Source organism: Pseudomonas sp. Cab53, from assembly GCF_018325965.1.
Lineage (GTDB): Bacteria > Pseudomonadota > Gammaproteobacteria > Pseudomonadales > Pseudomonadaceae > Aquipseudomonas > Aquipseudomonas chlororaphis_E.
This window is the reverse complement of sequence record NZ_AP021902.1, coordinates 3,969,249-3,986,478: the sequence shown is the minus strand read 5'-3', so window position 1 is coordinate 3,986,478 and position 17,230 is coordinate 3,969,249. Positions and strand designations below refer to the sequence as shown.

The following is a 17,230-nucleotide window of genomic DNA, read 5'->3' as shown; positions in this document are numbered from 1 at the left end:
GCGATGGGGCCGGCAAGTATCCCGCTAAACACACGGGCAAAAAAAAACCGGCGCAACCGAGGTTGTGCCGGTGGTGTTGCCGGTCGCGGCGCGGATATTCGTGGGTCCGCGCAGCCACCGTTGAATCGGGTGTGACTAGGCTCGCTCAAGCGCCAGGGCAACGCCCTGGCCGCCGCCGATGCACAGGGTCGCGAGGCCTTTCTTGGCGTCGCGCTTGATCATTTCATGCAGCAGCGACACCAGCACCCGGCACCCGGATGCACCGATAGGGTGGCCCAGGGCAATGGCGCCGCCGTTGACGTTGACCTTGGCCAGGTCCCATTCCAGTTCCCGGGTCACGGCCAGCGACTGGGCGGCGAAGGCCTCATTGGCTTCGATCAGGTCCAGTTGCTCCAGCGACCAGCCGGCCTTGTCCAGGCAGCGGCGGGTGGCCGAGACCGGGCCGATGCCCATGATGGCCGGGTCGACGCCCGCATTGGCATAGGCACTGATTTTCGCCAGCACCGGCAGTCCCAGCGCCTTGGCTTTTTCAGCGCTCATCAACACGACTGCGGCGGCGCCGTCATTGAGCGACGAGGCGTTGCCGGCGGTGACGCTGCCGTCCTTCTTGAAAGCCGGCTTGAGCTTGCCCAGGGATTCGGCGGTCGTGCCGGCACGCGGTTGTTCATCGGTGGCGAAGGCCACCGGGTCGCCTTTGCGCTGGGGAATCAGGATCGGCGTGATCTCATCGGCAAACCGACCGGCCTCGATGGCCGCGACGGCTTTCTGTTGGGACGCGGCGGCAAAGGCGTCCTGCTCCTGGCGACTGATGCCGTATTTGTCCACCAGGTTTTCGGCGGTGATGCCCATGTGGTAGTCGTTGAAGGCATCCCACAAGCCATCGGTGATCATGCTGTCGATCATTTTCGCGTGGCCCATGCGCAGGCCGGTGCGGGCGGCCGGGAGCACGTAGGGCGCCAGGCTCATGTTCTCCATGCCGCCGGCGATGATCACCTCGGCGTCGCCACAGCGTATCGCCTGGGCACCGAGGTGCAGGGCCTTGAGCCCCGAGCCGCAGACTTTATTCAGGGTCAGCGCCGGCACCGCGTGGGGCAGGCCGGCGAGGATCGACGCCTGGCGGGCCGGGTTTTGTCCGGAGCCTGCGGTCAGCACCTGGCCGAGGATGACTTCGTCCACCTGCTCGCCGGACAGGCCGGTCTGCTCCAGCAGGCGCCGGATCACCGCGGCGCCGAGTTCCGGCGCATGAATGGAGGCCAGGGAACCCTGGAAGCTGCCGATGGCGGTACGGGTAGCGGCGACAATCACGACTTCTTGCATCGAATCTCTCCTCACTGGGCAGCGAACTGCATTTCAGGGACGTGGTCCGGCACGATCAGTTTGCCGGCGGTCTTGGCGACGATTTCCTCGACGCTGACGCCCGGGGCGCGTTCTTTCAGGATGAAGGCGCCGTCCTGGATTTCCAGGTAGGCCAGGTCGGTCAGCACGCGCTTGATGCAGCCGGCACCGGTCAGCGGCAGGCTGCAACGGGGCAGCAGTTTAGACTCGCCGTCCTTGGACGCATGGGTCATGGTCACGATGATGTTCTCGGCACCGGCCACCAGGTCCATCGCACCGCCCATGCCCTTGACCAGCTTGCCGGGGATCATCCACGAGGCAATGTTGCCTTCGACGTCCACCTCGAACGCACCGAGCACGGTCAGGTCGATGTGGCCGCCGCGGATCATCGCAAACGATTCGGCCGAAGAGAAGATCGAGGCGCCGATGCGCGCGGTGACGGTCTGCTTGCCGGCGTTGATCATGTCGGCGTCGACTTCGGCTTCGGTGGGAAACGCGCCCATGCCGAGCAAGCCGTTTTCCGATTGCAGCATGACTTCCATGCCTTCGGGGATGTAGTTGGCGACCAGGGTGGGAATGCCGATGCCCAGGTTCACGTAGTAGCCGTCCTGCATTTCGCGGGCGACGCGTTGAGCCATTTGTTCGCGGGAAAGTGCCATGTTGTTATTCCTTCATTCGGGCCGCAGGGCTAGGGATTATTTGCGTACGGTGCGCTGTTCGATGCGCTTTTCGAACGTGCCGCAAATGATCCGGTCGACGTAGATGCCGGGGGTATGGATCTGCGTCGGGTCCAGCTCGCCGGGCTCGACGATTTCCTCGACTTCCACCACGGTGATCTTGCCGGCCGTGGCCGCCAGCGGGTTGAAGTTCTGCGCCGTGTGGCGGTAGACCACGTTACCGAAATGGTCGGCTTTCCAGCCCTTGACGATGGCGAAGTCGCCCGTGATGGACTCTTCCATCAGGTATTGGCGGCCATGGAATTCGCGTACTTCCTTGCCTTCGGCCACTGGCGTGCCGACGCCGGTGGCGGTGAAGAAGGCCGGGATGCCTGCGCCGCCGGCGCGCATTTTTTCCGCGAGGGTACCTTGGGGGGTGAGCTGGACTTCGATTTCGCCACTGAGCAGTTGCTGCTCGAAAAGGGCGTTTTCGCCCACGTAGGAGGCGATCACCTTGCGGATCTGCCGGTCTTCCAACAGCACGCCCAGGCCGAAACCATCGACGCCGCAGTTGTTGGAGACGACGGTGAGGTCGCGGATGCCCTTGCGTTTGATCTCGGCGATCAGGTTTTCCGGGATGCCGCAGAGGCCGAAGCCGCCGGCGATGACGGTCATGCCGTCCTTCAGGCCTTCCAGGGCTTGCTCATAGGAGCTCACGCGTTTGTCGAAACCTGCCATAGACACCTCTTTTATTCTTGATGGGGTCGCAATGAAGTGCAGTGTTGCGCCAAGTCATATATTTGTTAAGTTGATTTTTAGGTTGGATTAATTGATAAATCTCAATAGTCGCCGCCGTCCACTTGCGGCTCGAAACTTACGGCTTGCCGCTGGAGCGAAGCGATCCCCATGACCCTCAAGCAGATCCGCGCCTTCCTCGCCGTGGCCCAGAGCCTGAGCTTTGCCGTGGCGGGCGAGCGTTTGCACCTGTCCCAGTCGGCCTTGAGCCTGACCATCAAGGCCTTGGAAGAAGGCCTGGGCGGGCGCCTGTTCAGCCGCAATACTCGTAACGTCGCGCTGACGCCCGAAGGTGAATCCCTGTTACCACTGGCGCGCCGGCTGGTGGCGGACTGGGACAACGCCGAGGATGAAATGCGCCAGCGCTTCACCTTGCAGCGGGGCCGGGTAACACTGGCGGCGATGCCCTCGTTCGCCGGCAACCTGTTGCCACCGATCCTCAAGACCTTCCGCGCCCGCTATCCGAATGTCAATGTCACGGTCAACGACGTGATCAACGAGCAGGTGCTGGAAATGGTCCGCGATCGGCATGTCGAACTGGGCGTGGCGTTCGAGCCGCTGCAAGGTTCGTCGCTGGCGTTCACGCCGTTGTACCTCGATCGTTTCGTCGCGGTGGTGCCGCAGGATTCAGCGCTCGCCCAGCGCCGTGACGTCGATTGGAAGACCTTGCTCGAACAGCCGTTCATCACCCTGCAACGGCCGTCCACCGTCCGTGTGATGCTGGAAGAGCACTTGCAGGCGCGGGGCATGAAGCTGCCGGTGGAGTTCGAGAGCCATCAACTGGCGACGGTCGGACGGATGGTCGCCAGTGGCCTGGGGGTGAGCGCGGTGCCGGCGCTGTGTGTCGGCCAGATGCACGAGCTGGGTGCCCGTTGCATCATCTTGAGCGATCCGGTGGTGGAGCGGGCCATCGGTGTGCTGACCAAGCCTGGGCATGAACTGTCGGCGGCGGCCCAGGCGCTGTTCGATACCTTCAAGGACCAGGAGTTGGCCACTCAGCCCTGTGGGAGCGGGCTTGCTCGCGAAGACGCTGGCGCATTCAACATCGATGTCGGCTGACAGTCCGCCTTCGCGAGCAAGCTCGCTCCCACAGGGTTTGGGTGATCAGGTGAGCGTGCGGGCCAGCATCGGCAACAGCGCCTCGCACGGCTCCTCCAGTTTCAGATCGAGCAATTCGTCGGCGCGGGTCTTGCCCCGGTTGATCGCCAGCAGGGGCTTGCCCTGATCCTTGATGCTGCGGCACAGACGAAACGCCGAGTAGGCCATCAGTGACGAGCCCACCACCAGCAGGCCGTCCGCGGCCTCCACGGCCTGACTGGCGCGTGCGGCGGTTTGCGGGGCGACGTTCTCGCCAAAGAACACGACGTCGGGTTTCAACCGGTTGCCGTTGCAATGGGGGCAATAGGGCACCTGGAAGCGCGCCTCGAAGGCCGGGTCCAGCAGCGTGTCGCCATCGGGCGCCTGGACCGCATCGACGCCGGCCAGGTAGGGGTTTTGCGCTTCCATCAATTGCTGGATCTGCTGTCGCTCGCTGCGTTGGTTGCAATCCAGGCACAACACCCGGTGCAGGCTGCCGTGGAGTTCGATGACGTCGTGGCTACCGGCCTGGTCATGCAGCGTGTCGACATTCTGCGTGATCAGCCCGGTGATGCGCTGTTGAGCCTGCAATTGGGCCAGGGCCTCGTGGGCTGCGTTCGGCCTGGCCTGGCGCACCCGTGGCCAGCCGAGCATCGCCCGCGCCCAATAGCGCCGACGGGCGTCGGCCTGGGCGAGGAACTCCTGGTACATCATCGGCTGTCGCCCCCGTCGCACACCTTCGCTGTCGCGGTAGTCGGGGATGCCGGACGGCGTGCTGATGCCCGCACCGGTGAGCACCAGGAAACGGCGTCCGCTCATGTGCGCCAGCAATCGATCGAGCGGTTCGAGGTGAAGGTCGTCGGGCATGGGAGGTCTCCGTTGGCCTGGAGCGGTTGAGGTTAGCATTCCAACGCGTGGGAGCGCTTGCGGCGCCTTTCGTCGCCCTGTCTCGCGGTCTTTTCAAACTTTCCCCGACGCCGCGCTATCCATTTTTATGTGCGGTACTTCAGAACCGTCGCGCTGCGCGGCAGTGTCGACCACGGCTAAAGGAGAAAGAAATGGCAACGCCAAAAGAGAACCTGTTGGATTGGCTCAAGGACGCCCATGCCATGGAGCAGCAGGCGGAAAAGATGCTCAAGGCCCAGGCCGAACGTCTCGAACATTATCCGGTGCTGAAGGCGCGAATCGAGGAGCATCTGCAAGAAACCCTGGGTCAGCAGAAGCTGGTGGAGCAATGCATCGAGCGCCTGGGCGGCAGCACATCGACGCTCAAGGATCTGGCTGGCAAGCTCATGGCCTTCGGCCAGGCGGTGGGCGGCATGACCATGAGCGACGAAGTGGTCAAGGGCGCCATGAGCGGTTACGTCTTTGAGAACCTCGAAATCGCTTCCTATACCGTGCTGATCGAGGCCGCGAAAGTGGCCGGCGATGTGGAAACGCAGCGAGCTTGCGAGCAGATCCTGCCGCAGGAAATCGCCATGGCCGAGTGGCTGCGTGACCATTTGCCACAGATCACGCAGGCGTTTCTGGAACGTTCGGACAATCCCCACACCGAAGCCAAGCGCTGAGGTAAGCAGCGACCGGCCGGTGTCGGTCGCTGTTGAAGCTGCCGAGAAGGGCAAACGTATGAAGCAGACCACAGGTGAAGTACGGGCCATCAATCGACAGAGCGCAATGGTCGGTGTGTACGTGGCGCAGGAGGACGGTCACACCGTGCTCGAACTGCGTTCTGCCAGTGATATCGACATTGGCGACATCCTGGAATGGGACAGCGGCACGGCCTTGGGCACCCAGGCCTATCACAACCTGACCAAGGGCTGGACCGCCGACGTGTACGTCGCCAACCACGGTGTGGCGGCAGCGAACCTGGAGGTCCAGTTGTTGGTGGGGTCTTCCTGAGGGCACCGCCGTTCCATTGTTTAACCGTGACTATCTCTAAATCCGGATATCGGCGACAGGGTATCCGGACGCCGCAAGCCGGTCAGTGCGGTGGTGCAGGATAACGCCGGCAGCCCGCGAGTTTTGGCTTCCTGGAACGGCGCGAGGCCAGGGTGACGAGACCGGTGCAGTGGGGTGCCGGCGTCATCCGGCCTTTGGCGGACAGCGTGGAAAGACACGCACTGTTTTTTGTGGACGATCAATAGCGGGTGTACCGCTGCGCAGGCGGCGTTGAAGTTATTTATCATCCGCCGCTTGTTTGATAGTTCGTTGTTATATGAATGACGCTGCGTAATTAAAACAAACGGTCAATTGACCGTTCGTCGCCGCTGGCGGTTTTTGTTCAAACCTTCGAGGCGTCGGATTTTCCGAATAAGACGAGCCATCGAAGGTTCGTTACATCAACTAACGAGGTGAATGAAATGGCTAACACAGGAAATAAAAACCCTGGCAATTTCGCTAACGATCGTGAGAAGGCATCGGAAGCCGGGAAGAAAGGTGGACAGGCCTCCGGCGGCAATTTCGCCAATGATCCGGGCCGTGCGTCTGAGGCCGGGCGCAAGGGCGGACGGGCCTCTGGCGGCAACTTCGCCAATGACCCCAAACGTGCAGCCGAGGCGGGCCGCAAGGGCGGGCAAGCCTCCGGTGGCAACTTTGCCAATGACCGGGAGAAAGCCTCCGAGGCCGGTCGCAAAGGCGGTGAAAACAGCCGCGGTGGTGGACGCACCTCGTAACTTCCATGGTTTCGCCGGCCCTGTGCCGAGGTACGGGGGCTGGGCCGTTCATGTCCAGTGCTTCAGCGTGGCATTCAGTCGGATGTTTCATTGATTTAATCACCTGCCGCCTCTCAGCAGGGGTGATGGGCCATTCGTCTTGTTTGTCGGATAAAAAACAAATTTTATTCATTTAACTTTTTCAGAAACTTGAGGGCATTGCTTTTCTGGCAGTGCTCTCGCGTTTGTGTGCCTTGATCGAGGAGTTTCAATCATGTTTCTACATAATAAGCGGCTGCAATACACCGTACGTGTGGCTGAACCCAATCCAGGACTTGCCAACCTGTTGCTCGAACAATTCGGCGGTGCCCAGGGTGAACTGGCGGCCGCCTCGCGGTATTTCACCCAGGCGTTGTCCGAAGATGATCCGGGCCGCAAGGATCTGCTCATGGACATCGCCACCGAAGAGCTCAGCCACCTGGAGATCATCGGTTCGATCATCGTGATGCTGAACAAGGGCGCCAAAGGCCAGATGGCCGAAGGCGTGGAAAAGGAAGGGCAGTTGTACCGGGATATCAACGGTGCCGGCAACGACTCCCATATCACCAGCCTTTTGTATGGTGCCGGTTCACCCCTGACCAACTCGGCGGGTGTGCCCTGGACCGCAGCCTACATCGACACCATTGGCGAGCCGACCGCGGACATGCGCTCCAACATCGCCGCCGAGGCCCGGGCGAAAATCGTCTATGAACGGCTGATGAACGTCACCGACGATCCAGGCGTAAAAGAGGCGCTGGGTTTCCTGATGACTCGGGAAATCGCTCACCAGATGTCTTTTGAAAAAGCCTTGCATTCCATCCAGCCCAATTTCCCTCAGGGTAAATTGCCGGGCATGCCGGAGTTCACCAACGTGTACTTCAACATGTCCCAGGGCGAGCCGGCTGTACGCGGCCCATGGAACCAGGGCGACGACTGGGAGTTCGTCGAAGACCCCACGCCGGCCGTGGATGGCGGCGATGGCCTGGCCAGCGTACAGCTGAGTAAAAAAGACGAAGCCTTGCTGATGGATATGAAGGCGCGGACGATGTCCAACCCTGAAAGCGATCCCACCACTGGTGCAGACTTGGGTTCGGGGATGCAAGGTGACAAACTGTAAAAACTTGGCGAGGGGGCAGGGCTCCCTCGCCTGGACATCACGCCTGATCGCTCCCACCGTTTGGAGAAGCGATCAGGCATTGCCTGGCCAGAGCCAGTAAGGACATTCGATGGACCAGCCCACCTCCCGGATCCGCTCCCCCTGGCGCACTTGGCTGGACCCGGTGCAAAACAATCTGGTGCTGGGGGTAAGCTTCTGGCTAGGGCTGGCCGTGATCACCGCGCTGTTGCTCTACAGCGGCTACAACGCATTGGTCGGTGCTGACCGACACAACCTGGGCTACGCGGTATTGGGCGGAACGTCCGGCTTTGCCGCCACCGCCCTGGGCGCGGTGATGGCCGTGGTGCTGCGGGACATCTCGTCGCGCACCCAGGACATCATGCTGGGTTTCGCCGCGGGCATGATGCTCGCCGCCAGTTCTTTCTCGTTGATCCTGCCGGGGATCGAAGCCGCCCAGGTCATCTGTGGCAATCGATTGCTGGCGGCGTTTGTCGTGGTGGTCGGCCTCGGGCTGGGGGTGGCGCTGATGATCGGCCTGGACCGCTTCGTGCCCCACGAACACGAATTGAGCGGCCGACGCGGCCCTCAGGCCGAGCGCATCAATCGCGTCTGGTTGTTCGTGCTCGCGATCACGCTGCACAACTTGCCCGAGGGCATGGCCATCGGCGTCAGTTTCGCCGACGGTGATTTCAAGGTCGGCCTGCCGCTGACTACCGCCATCGCCCTCCAGGACATCCCCGAAGGCCTGGCCATTGCCATGGCCTTGCGGGTCACCGGTATCAGCACCCTGCGGGCTGCGCTGATTGCGGTCGGGTCGGGGCTGATGGAGCCGTTGGGCTCGGTGATTGGCCTGGGCATGTCGTCCGGCGTGGCAGTCGCGTATCCCATCAGCCTCGGGCTGGCAGCGGGGGCGATGATTTTCGTGGTGTCCCATGAAGTGATTCCCGAGACCCACCGCAACGGTCACGAAACCCCGGCCACCCTCGGGTTGATGATGGGGTTTGCGGTGATGATGTTCCTCGATACGGCGCTGGGTTGACGGCCTGCCGAACGGTGGGGATGGCTGGATGCTGTGGATGTTCACGATCCCGTGTGGGAGCGGGCTTGCTCGCGAAGGCGTCGGCACTTTCTACATCACCGGTACAGGCAGACCGCTTTCGCGAGCAAGCTCGCTCCCACAGGTTAGGTGGGACGGCTGGATGCTGTGGATGTTCACGATCCCGTGTGGGAGCGAGCTTGCTCGCGAAGGCGTCGGCACTTTCTACATCACCGTTATAGGCAGACCGCTTTCGCGAGCAAGCCCGCTCCCACAGGTTAGGTGGGGTGGCTGGATGCTGTGGGTGTTCACGATCCCGTGTGGGAGCGGGCTTGCTCGCGAAGGCGTCGGCACTTTCTACATCACCGTTATAGGCAGACCGCTTTCGCGAGCAAGCCCGCTCCCACAGGTTAGGTGGGATGGCTGGATGCTGTGGATGTTCACGATCCCGTGTGGGAGCGAGCTTGCTCGCGAAGGCGTCGGCACTTCCAGTATCACTGTTGCAGGCAGACCGCTTTCGCGAGCAAGCCCGCTCCCACAGGTTAGGTGGGACGGCTGGATGCTGTGGATGTTCACGATCCCGTGTGGGAGCGGGCTTGCCCGCGAAGGCGTCGGCACTTTCTATATCACCGGTACAGGCAGACCGCTTTCGCGAGCAAGCCCGCTCCCACAGGGTGTTGGCGGTGCCCGCAGATTCGAAGGCTGGCAGAGATGGCCTTGGGCTGCGAGGCCTATACTCATCTCGTGGGGTGACCTGAAACCGGGGTGGCGCGACTGTGTGGCGTTCGCTGATGGTGGCCGTTTTGCTCGTTCTGGCGGGGTGCGCCACGCCGCAGCGCGGACAACAGGCCGTTACTGTGGCTATTTCCCAGGAAACCTGGCGGCAGGTTGACCGGCAGATCATCGCCGCGTCGAAAAGCGCCATCGAACAGGCTGGCCTCTATGCCCGCGGTTCGATGGAGCATTGGCGGGTGCTGGTGTACGAGCGCACCGAGGCCGAGTTCATCCCCTGGTTCAGCAGCTACTGGACCCAGGAATGGCTGGCGGTGAAGGTCAGCTGGTACTCGGCCAGTGCCCAAGGCGAGGACGATGCCTCTGCCAGGCGCCTGGCGCTTTATCTGCAAGAGCAGTATCGCGAGCGGGTCCTGGCACCGGTGGCGGTGGACATCGATCCCGAGGCGATCAGGGCCAGCGCGACCGACTACTATCTGCGCCTGCTCAATCAGCAGGTCCAGGTGATCGCGCTGCGCAATCAAGTCCCGAATGAGCTGATGAATCGACGCCTGCATGGCATTCCCGCCATCAACCTGGGGCCGCCGGCGGCGCGCAATGCGTCGTTGTACGAGATGGTCCACGCCCAACCGCTGAACACCTTGCCGGCCTATGCCGCGCTGATCGATCACGTCAACAAGGCCGCCGCCACCGGTTCGGGCCCGTCGGACGCCGTCATTGCCACGGTGGCGCAACGCACCAGTGAAAAAATCCAGGCACAATTCGCCACGCGAGGGGCGACCAGCGCGGCGGCGGCCGTGGCCGGGAAGGCGGCGGGGGCGCTGATTTCCGTGGGCGTGGCCGGTATTCGCGCGATCATTCATGAAGGCGAGCGGCCGGGAATGGAAGCACAGATCCGCAAGAGCCTGAGCGCGGCGTTCGACGAGGCCTGGTTCAAGTCGCTCAAGCATCCCCTCAGCGGGGTGATGGCGCCGGTGTACTACCTGGACGAGGAAATCGAAGGCAATCTGGTGGAAACGGACCTGGCCAACCGGGCGGTGGTCCTGCCGCCGCTCACGCCATGAGCGGGCGGCTCATTGCACGTCGAGGGTGACGCGACACCCCTTGCGATGGCGGATCTCTTCGTCCGAGGGCCGCTCCTTGACGAATTCGAAGCGCGGCTCGCCTTCGCTGTAGATCACCAGCCATCCCCATTCCAGCTCGCTTTCATCCTGCCCCGGTTGGGGCGGCGAGGCCCACCAGGGTTCTTTGTGCATGATCTGGCGCATCGGTCACCTCCGTTCGGTTGAGCCTTTGAACTATAGACCGCTCGATTTGCGGCCCGCACATCGATGTGCTTCGGTCCCGTCGATCAGCGTCTAGCGTCTGTATCCCCGCACTCGAACGGGGAATGACTGGACCCCGCGTTTATGCAAGCACTGTTGAACGAGATCCTCGATGCGGTTCGCCCCCTGATCGGTCAGGGCAAGGTTGCCGACTACATTCCGGCCCTGGGGACCGTGGCGCCCAATCAGTTGGGTATTGCCGTGTATAGCAATGACGGCGAGATGTACTGCGCAGGCGACGCCGAAACGCCGTTTTCGGTGCAGAGTATTTCCAAGGTCTTCAGCCTGGTGCAGGCCATCGAGCATTCTGGCGAGGCGATCTGGGAACGGCTCGGCCATGAGCCGTCCGGCCAGCCCTTCAATTCGCTGGTGCAACTGGAGTTCGAACGGGGCCGGCCGCGCAACCCGTTCATCAACGCCGGTGCCCTGGTGATCTGCGACATCAATCAGTCGCGCTTCGCCGCTCCGGCGCTGTCGATGCGCGATTTCGTCCGGCGCCTGTCGGGCAACCCGCTGGTGATGGTGGATGGCAAGGTCGCCGATTCGGAATACCAGCACCGCGCACGCAACGCAGCGATGGCCTATCTGATGCAGTCTTTCGGCAACTTCCACAACGACGTGGAAGCGGTGCTGCGCAGTTACTTCAGCCACTGCGCCTTGCGCATGAACTGCATCGACCTGGCCCGGGCCTTTTGCTTTTTGGCCAACGACGGGTTCTGCAAGCACAGCGGCGAACAGATCCTGAGCGCGCGGCAGACCCAGCAGGTCAACTCGATCATGGCCACCAGCGGGCTCTACGACGAGGCCGGCAACTTTGCCTATCGCGTGGGCCTGCCGGGCAAGAGCGGCGTGGGAGGCGGGATCGTCGCCGTGGTGCCGGGGCAGTTTTCGGTGTGCGTGTGGTCACCTGAACTCAACACCGCCGGCAACTCCCTGGCCGGCATGGCGGCGCTGGAATTGCTCAGCCAGCGGATCGGCTGGTCGGTGTTCTAGGGTCGACGAAAAAGGGCCCGTTCCGGGTGACGGAACGGGCCCTTTCATTCAGGCGCAATCAGCAGAGGCGATCGATGACCTGTACCTGCGAGGTGTTGTGCATCGACTGCCAGGCCTGGGTCAGCGTCTGCAGCACGCGACCGATGAAGTCTTTGTCGGCGGCAGCCTTCTTGCCAACGTAGCCCTGGCCACGGCGGTACATCTTCAAGCGGGCACACAGCTCCTGCTTGTTCCTCTCGAACTCGCCTTCCTCGGTGAAGGGCGACAGGCAGTCCATGTGCACCTGGCCTGTCTTGCTGATCCACAGGATATGGCTGTCCAGGGTGTCTTTGTGTGCTGCGAACATGCGAGCCAGTTCATCAATAGTTGGTTGATCATTCAGATTCATGTGTAAGCCCCTTGACCATTTGGTTGATCTGTCTGGTGGTTCGCAAAACTTCGCTATCGGTAAGTGCCTGCCTGGTACCGAAACCAGGTCGTCAGCATTCGTCCGTCAGACGTCGACGGGGTCATGCAGTGGTTATGTAGTGTTATCGAAGGGCTGCTACGCAAATGCGCTACAACGAAGAGAAACAGCGAAGAATCTTCAGTCAGTGTCAACCTTGCAGGGTCGACCACGTGCGTCATGAGGATCTTCACCGACGTTTCTCGTCCTTGTTACCGGACGGTCAGGCCAGGTCAGCACCTTCAATCTGCCTTGTGGGCAGTCCCTTATCCAAAAAACAGCTCGGCGGTCAGACGAGCTTGCTCCAACGGTTGCCTGTACTCCCGATCGGGGAGACGTCTGCATCATGCAAGGGCAAATCGTAGGCGTCAACGGTTTTGTAGTGATTATTTTTGGTCACTACATATTGTCGGACAAAATGGTTTGGGTATGAAAAATCTTGAGGAGTGCACTGGGGCAGGGCAGGTTTTGGACTTACCTGTGGCGAGGGGATGAATCCCCTCGCCACAGGTACTGTCAGGTCGCCTTGGCTTTGGCGGCCTTGCGCTTGCCCGGCTTGCGTTTGTTCTTCCACGGGGTGGCGCCACGGCCGGCCGGGCTGGCGGGGCCGCTGATGGTCAGGTTCATGCCCTGGCAGCGGGCGACGTGCTTGCTCATCCAGGCGGCCTGGCGGGTGACGAATTCTTCCAGGCTCATCTCACCGCTTTGCACCATGTCCAGGGCCTGTTCCCAGATGGCGGTGGTGCCTGGGTCGGCGATGGCCCGAGGCACGGCATCGATCAGGCTGAAGGCCGCCGGGGTGGCGGACAGGGCCTTGCCGTTCTTCACCAGGTAACCGCGATCAAGCAGGCCCTGGATGATCGACGCCCGGGTCGCTTCGGTGCCGATGCCGGTGGTGTCCTTGAGTTTTTGCTTGAGCAGCGGATCCTCCACCAGTTTGGCGACGTTCTTCATGGCCTTGATCAGGTCGCCTTCGGTGAATGGCTTCGGGGGCTGGGTCCACAGGTCCTTGAGCCGGACCTCGTCCACCGCGCAGTCAAGCCCTTCGACCAGTGCGGGAAGCGTTTGCGGCGCGGGCGCTTCGCGGCCCTTGGCCGGCGCCAGGGCCTCGGGCAGGGCGCGCTTCCAGCCAGGCTCGATGATTTGCTTGCCCACGGCACGCAGGGCCTGGCCGGCACAGTCGAAGTCGGCCTGGGTCCGGTCGTATTCGTGGTTGGGCAGGAACTGTGCCAGGTAACGTGCGCGAATCAGCGTATAGACGGCCCGCTGCTTGCTGGCGAGTTTGTCGAGGTTTTTTGCCGCCGCGGTGGGGATGATGCCGTGGTGGGCGCTGACCTTGGCGTCGTTCCAGGCCCGGGATTTGCGCTGCGGTTGCAGGTGTTCGCGCAAGGGCGCAAGGCTCGGGTCGGCCTGGGCGAGAGCGGCCAGGATGGCCGGCGCCTCGCTGTGTTGGCTCAGGGGCAGGAAACCGCAGTCGCTGCGCGGGTAGGTGATGAGTTTGTAGGTTTCGTAAAGCGATTGGGCAATGTCCAGGGTTTCCTGGGCACCCAGGCCGAGCTTCTTCGAACAGACTTCCTGCAACGTGCCGAGGTCGAACGGCAGCGGTGGCGCTTCGCGCAGACGCTCGGTACGCACCTTCAGGGTCCGGGCGGTGGCGGCGTCGCCCATGGCCTGGACGGCATCCCGGGCCAGGCTCGGGTTCAGGCAACGTTCCTGGTCGTCGCAGGCCTGCGGGTCGGCGCGCCACTGGGCGGTGAAGGCGATGCCTTGGTGGCTGAGCTGCACGTCGATGGCCCAATAGGCAACCGGCACGAAGTCGGCAATGCTGCGGTCGCGGTCCACCACCAGGCGCAGCGTCGGTGTCTGCACGCGGCCCACCGGCAACACACCCTGATAACCGGACTGGCGCCCCAGCAGCGTGAACAGGCGGCTCATGTTCATGCCGATCAACCAGTCGGCGCGGGAACGACCGAGGGCCGAGTGATACAGGTTGAAGGTATCGGCCCCCGGTCGCAGGGCGGCGAGGGCCTTGCGGATCGACGCTTCGTCCAGGGCCGACAGCCACAGGCGGCGGATCGGCCCGCGGTAGCGGCAATGCTCCACCAGCTCCCGGGCGATCATTTCGCCTTCGCGGTCGGCGTCGGTGGCAATCACCAGTTCCCGGGCTTCCCCCAGCAAGCGCTTGACCGCCTTGTACTGGCTGGCGGTTTTCGGCTTGACGGTCATTTTCCACTGCGCGGGCACGATCGGCAGGTCGGCCAGTACCCAGCGCTTGTAGCGCGCGTCGTAGGCATCGGGCGCAGCGGTTTCGAGCAGATGGCCGATGCACCAGGTGACCGTGACGCCCGCGCCCAACCAGCAACCGTCGCCACGGCGCTTGGCACCGAGCACGGCCGCGATGTCCTTGGCTTGGGAGGGCTTCTCACACAGGTACAACTGCATAGCGACCGTTTCCTCTGGCGGGTCTGATGGGTGCTAAGCATGGTCATGGATGAGCGTCGCGGCAAGTTTTATCTGTATGGATATACAGATAAAACGTTGCGTTGCGTTGCCCCAGGGCCTCTGGCGTGACGTTCGGCGGGATCTGGGCAGGCAAAAATGAATTTCTCGAAGAGGCATCGCTCATAACCTTCAGAGCGGGTGCAACCGCAAAGAAAGCTATGAAGTCTAGGAGAGTCACTGATCATGAATTCGATGCCGAAGGGCGACGGGCAGACGACCACACGTTTGATTCTCGTCGTTGAGGATGACCCGACGATCCTGGAGTTCCTGTGTGAAATCCTTGAGGAAGAAGGGTTCGTCGTGGAGCCCCGGGAAAGCGCTGACGAAGCGCTGACGTTTCTCGAAGAAAACTCCGACTATGTCGACCTGTTGCTCACCGACATCACCATGCCGGGGACACTGGACGGTGCGGACCTGGCCAACCTCACCGGGGAGCGCTGGCCGCAGATACCGCTGCTGATCATGTCGGGCTTCGAGACGCCGGAAAGCGCGGGGATCAAGCACCATGCCTCGTTCATCGCCAAGCCCTGGGCACTGGGGCAGATGTTGGACCTGGTGGAGAGCACAGTGAAGAATCATTCGGTGCATTGACAAGCAATGATGGATCTGTGGCGAGGGGATTTATCCCCGTTGGGGCGCGAAGCGCCCCTTTGTGTAATGCGTGAGCATTTATCGATTGAACCGTTTGGGGCTGCTGCGCAACCCAGCGGGAGCAAGCTCCCTCGCCACGGGATGAGCGCAGGTCCTCAGTTTTTGTCGAGATCCACATTCCGCATTTCCCGCAGGCAGATCATGCCCACCACCAGGCTCACGCCAGTGATTACCACCGGGTACCACAGCCCGTAGAAGATATCCCCGGTATAGACCACCAGCGCGAACGAGACAGTGGGCAGGAAGCCACCGAACCAGCCGTTGCCGATGTGGTAGGGCAGGGACATGGAGGTGTAGCGGATCCGGGTCGGGAACAGTTCCACCATCAACGCCGCCAGTGGGCCGTAGCACATCGCTGAAATGATGATCAGCGCCACGATCAGGGCGACGATCATCGGCCGGTTGATCTGCTGGGCGTCAGCCTGTTGCGGGTAGCCGGCCAAGGTCACCGCGCCGCGCAGGGCGGCTTCGTCGTAACCGTCGATCTTCACGTCGCCGATGTTGACCTGCACCGGGCTGCCGGCCGGCGCGGCGACGCTGGTGTAGGGCAGGCCTTGCTTGACCAGGAAGGTCTTGACCTTGTCGCAGGGGCTGTCGAAGCGCGCCTTGCCCACCGGGTCGAACTGGAAGGTGCAGGTGGCCGGGTCGGCGATCACGCTGATCGGCGCCTGGCGACTCGCCTGGTCGATGGCCGGGTTGGCGTAGTGGGCCAGGGTCTTGAAGATCGGGAAGTACAGCGCTGTCGCCAGCAGCAGACCGATCATCAGCACCGGTTTGCGCCCGACCTTGTCCGAGAGCCAGCCAAAGAAAATGAAGAACGGCGCGCCGATGACCACGCTGACGATCAGCAGGCTGTTGGCCAGGGCCGGGTCCATTTTCAGGAACTGGGTGAGGAAGAACAGCACGTAGAATTGCGCGGCGTAGAAAGTCACCGCTTGCCCGGCGTTGATGCTGAACAGCGCGATCAGCACCACCTTGAGGTTTTCCCACTGGCCGAACGATTCGCGGATCGGCGCCTTGCAGCATTTGCCTTCCTCTTTCATTTTCAGGAAGGCTGGCGACTCGTGCAGGCTCAGGCGAATCCAGGTGGAGATGCCCAGCAGCAGGATCGACAGCAAAAACGGAATGCGCCAGCCCCAGACTTCGAACTGGTCGCCCGTGAAGTAGCGGCAGCCCAGCACCACCAGCAGCGAGAGCAACAACCCGAGGGTGGCCGTGGACTGGATCCAGCTGGTGTGGAAGCCGCGCTTGCCGATGGGCGCGTGCTCGGCGACATAGGTCGCGGCCCCGCCATATTCGCCGCCCAGGGCCAGGCCCTGGAGCATGCGCAGCACCACCAGGATGATCGGCGCGGCGATGCCGATGCTGGCGTAGGTGGGCAGCAGGCCGACGCAGAAGGTCGCCAGGCCCATGAGCACGATGGTTGCCAGGAACGTGTATTTACGCCCGATCATGTCACCCAGCCGGCCGAACACCAGCGCGCCGAAGGGGCGCACGATGAAGCCGGCGGCGAAGGCCATCAGGGCGAAGATGAACGCCGTGGTGTCGTTGACCCCGGCGAAGAACTGCTTGCTGATCACCGCCGCCAGGGCGCCATAGAGGAAAAAGTCGTACCACTCGAACACCGTCCCCAGGGACGAGGCGAAGATGACCTTCTGGGTTTCCCGGCTGGTGCCGGCGCTGCGCGTGGCTTCCAGGGATTGAACATGTTCCGACATAGCGATATCCCTCACAGTGATTGTTTTTGTTGTTCCACTGTCGACGCCGGTGGGCGTTTGTAGCGTGCTGCGTTCCTTGGATCGGTACATTTCCCCTGTGGGAGCGGGCTTGCTCGCGAAAAACGGTGTGTCAGCCGACATCATCGCTCACTGATACG

General features: G+C 62.3%; 16 protein-coding genes and 2 pseudogenes. 10 read left to right on the top strand and 8 right to left on the bottom strand.

All coding sequences use genetic code 11. The features are described 5' to 3' along the window. Nucleotides 1-135: 135 nt before the first annotated feature. From KI241_RS17305 to KI241_RS17295, 3 genes are read right to left on the bottom strand one after another with little or no spacing between them, the layout of a single operon-like run. A complete protein-coding gene (locus KI241_RS17305; protein WP_212802792.1) occupies nt 136-1,317 on the bottom strand; it encodes an acetyl-CoA C-acetyltransferase in 1,182 nt (393 codons plus the stop codon). An 11-nt stretch (nt 1,318-1,328) separates the two neighbouring features. Further along, the gene (locus tag KI241_RS17300; protein WP_003180355.1) at nt 1,329-1,994 is read right to left on the bottom strand and encodes a CoA transferase subunit B; all 666 of its coding nucleotides are present in this window, start codon (nt 1,992-1,994) and stop codon (nt 1,329-1,331) included. Nucleotides 1,995-2,030: 36 nt separating this feature from the next. Beyond that, nucleotides 2,031-2,729 (bottom strand): CoA transferase subunit A, encoded by a 699-nt coding sequence (locus tag KI241_RS17295; protein WP_042731046.1) that lies wholly within the window; start codon nt 2,727-2,729, stop codon nt 2,031-2,033. Nucleotides 2,730-2,897: 168 nt separating this feature from the next. On the opposite strand from KI241_RS17295, the gene KI241_RS17290 reads away from it, so the two are divergent. After that, on the top strand, nt 2,898-3,845 hold the full coding sequence (locus tag KI241_RS17290; protein WP_234407923.1) for a LysR family transcriptional regulator: 948 nt from the start codon (nt 2,898-2,900) through the stop codon (nt 3,843-3,845). 45 nt (nt 3,846-3,890) lie between these two features. Here the strand turns inward: KI241_RS17290 and KI241_RS17285 are convergent, their stop codons facing one another. Next, nucleotides 3,891-4,730: an NAD-dependent protein deacetylase gene (locus KI241_RS17285; RefSeq protein WP_212802791.1), complete on the bottom strand. Its 840-nt coding sequence runs from the start codon at nt 4,728-4,730 to the stop codon at nt 3,891-3,893. Between the two features lie 191 nt (nt 4,731-4,921). On the opposite strand from KI241_RS17285, the gene KI241_RS17280 reads away from it, so the two are divergent. The 7 genes and pseudogenes from KI241_RS17280 to KI241_RS17255 all read left to right on the top strand — a co-directional run bounded on the left by KI241_RS17280 (nt 4,922) and on the right by KI241_RS17255 (nt 10,502). Next, entirely contained in the window at nt 4,922-5,431 is a 510-nt protein-coding gene (locus tag KI241_RS17280) for a ferritin-like domain-containing protein (protein ID WP_042731044.1), read from the top strand. A gap of 58 nt (nt 5,432-5,489) precedes the next feature. Beyond that, the gene (locus KI241_RS17275; protein WP_042731043.1) at nt 5,490-5,762 is read left to right on the top strand and encodes a hypothetical protein; all 273 of its coding nucleotides are present in this window, start codon (nt 5,490-5,492) and stop codon (nt 5,760-5,762) included. A gap of 496 nt (nt 5,763-6,258) precedes the next feature. Continuing rightward, nucleotides 6,259-6,312, top strand: a pseudogene (locus KI241_RS28050) (hypothetical protein); the annotation flags it as partial. Then, nucleotides 6,296-6,535, top strand: a pseudogene (locus KI241_RS17270) (general stress protein); the annotation flags it as partial. The pseudogenes KI241_RS28050 and KI241_RS17270, both read left to right, overlap by 17 nt. Nucleotides 6,536-6,788: 253 nt before the next feature. Further along, on the top strand, nt 6,789-7,670 hold the full coding sequence (locus KI241_RS17265; protein WP_042731041.1) for a manganese catalase family protein: 882 nt from the start codon (nt 6,789-6,791) through the stop codon (nt 7,668-7,670). 109 nt (nt 7,671-7,779) lie between these two features. Continuing rightward, complete coding sequence (locus KI241_RS17260) at nt 7,780-8,709, top strand: ZIP family metal transporter (protein WP_042731040.1); 930 nt, start codon at nt 7,780-7,782, stop codon at nt 8,707-8,709. Between the two features lie 773 nt (nt 8,710-9,482). Then, nucleotides 9,483-10,502: a hypothetical protein gene (locus tag KI241_RS17255; RefSeq protein ID WP_080964374.1), complete on the top strand. Its 1,020-nt coding sequence runs from the start codon at nt 9,483-9,485 to the stop codon at nt 10,500-10,502. A 9-nt stretch (nt 10,503-10,511) separates the two neighbouring features. Here KI241_RS17255 and KI241_RS17250 read toward each other — a convergent pair whose 3' ends face one another. Continuing rightward, nucleotides 10,512-10,706 carry a hypothetical protein gene (locus KI241_RS17250; RefSeq protein WP_042732093.1) on the bottom strand — a complete coding sequence of 65 codons (195 nt, stop codon included), beginning with the start codon at nt 10,704-10,706 and terminating at the stop codon, nt 10,512-10,514. A gap of 141 nt (nt 10,707-10,847) precedes the next feature. On the opposite strand from KI241_RS17250, the gene glsB reads away from it, so the two are divergent. Further along, nucleotides 10,848-11,756, top strand: coding sequence for a glutaminase B (glsB, locus tag KI241_RS17245; protein ID WP_042732094.1), 909 nt, complete (start codon nt 10,848-10,850; stop codon nt 11,754-11,756). A gap of 58 nt (nt 11,757-11,814) precedes the next feature. On the opposite strand, the gene KI241_RS17240 is transcribed toward glsB, so the two are convergent. Together KI241_RS17240 and KI241_RS17235 are read right to left on the bottom strand one after the other, a co-directional pair. After that, the gene (locus KI241_RS17240) at nt 11,815-12,144 is read right to left on the bottom strand and encodes a hypothetical protein (protein ID WP_042732095.1); all 330 of its coding nucleotides are present in this window, start codon (nt 12,142-12,144) and stop codon (nt 11,815-11,817) included. Between the two features lie 573 nt (nt 12,145-12,717). Beyond that, entirely contained in the window at nt 12,718-14,643 is a 1,926-nt protein-coding gene (locus tag KI241_RS17235) for a DNA topoisomerase III (protein ID WP_212802790.1), read from the bottom strand. 243 nt (nt 14,644-14,886) lie between these two features. On the opposite strand from KI241_RS17235, the gene KI241_RS17230 reads away from it, so the two are divergent. Next, nucleotides 14,887-15,294, top strand: coding sequence for a response regulator (locus KI241_RS17230; RefSeq protein ID WP_042732097.1), 408 nt, complete (start codon nt 14,887-14,889; stop codon nt 15,292-15,294). Between the two features lie 155 nt (nt 15,295-15,449). Here the strand turns inward: KI241_RS17230 and KI241_RS17225 are convergent, their stop codons facing one another. After that, on the bottom strand, nt 15,450-17,072 hold the full coding sequence (locus tag KI241_RS17225; RefSeq protein WP_212802789.1) for an MFS transporter: 1,623 nt from the start codon (nt 17,070-17,072) through the stop codon (nt 15,450-15,452). Nucleotides 17,073-17,230 lie beyond the last annotated feature (158 nt).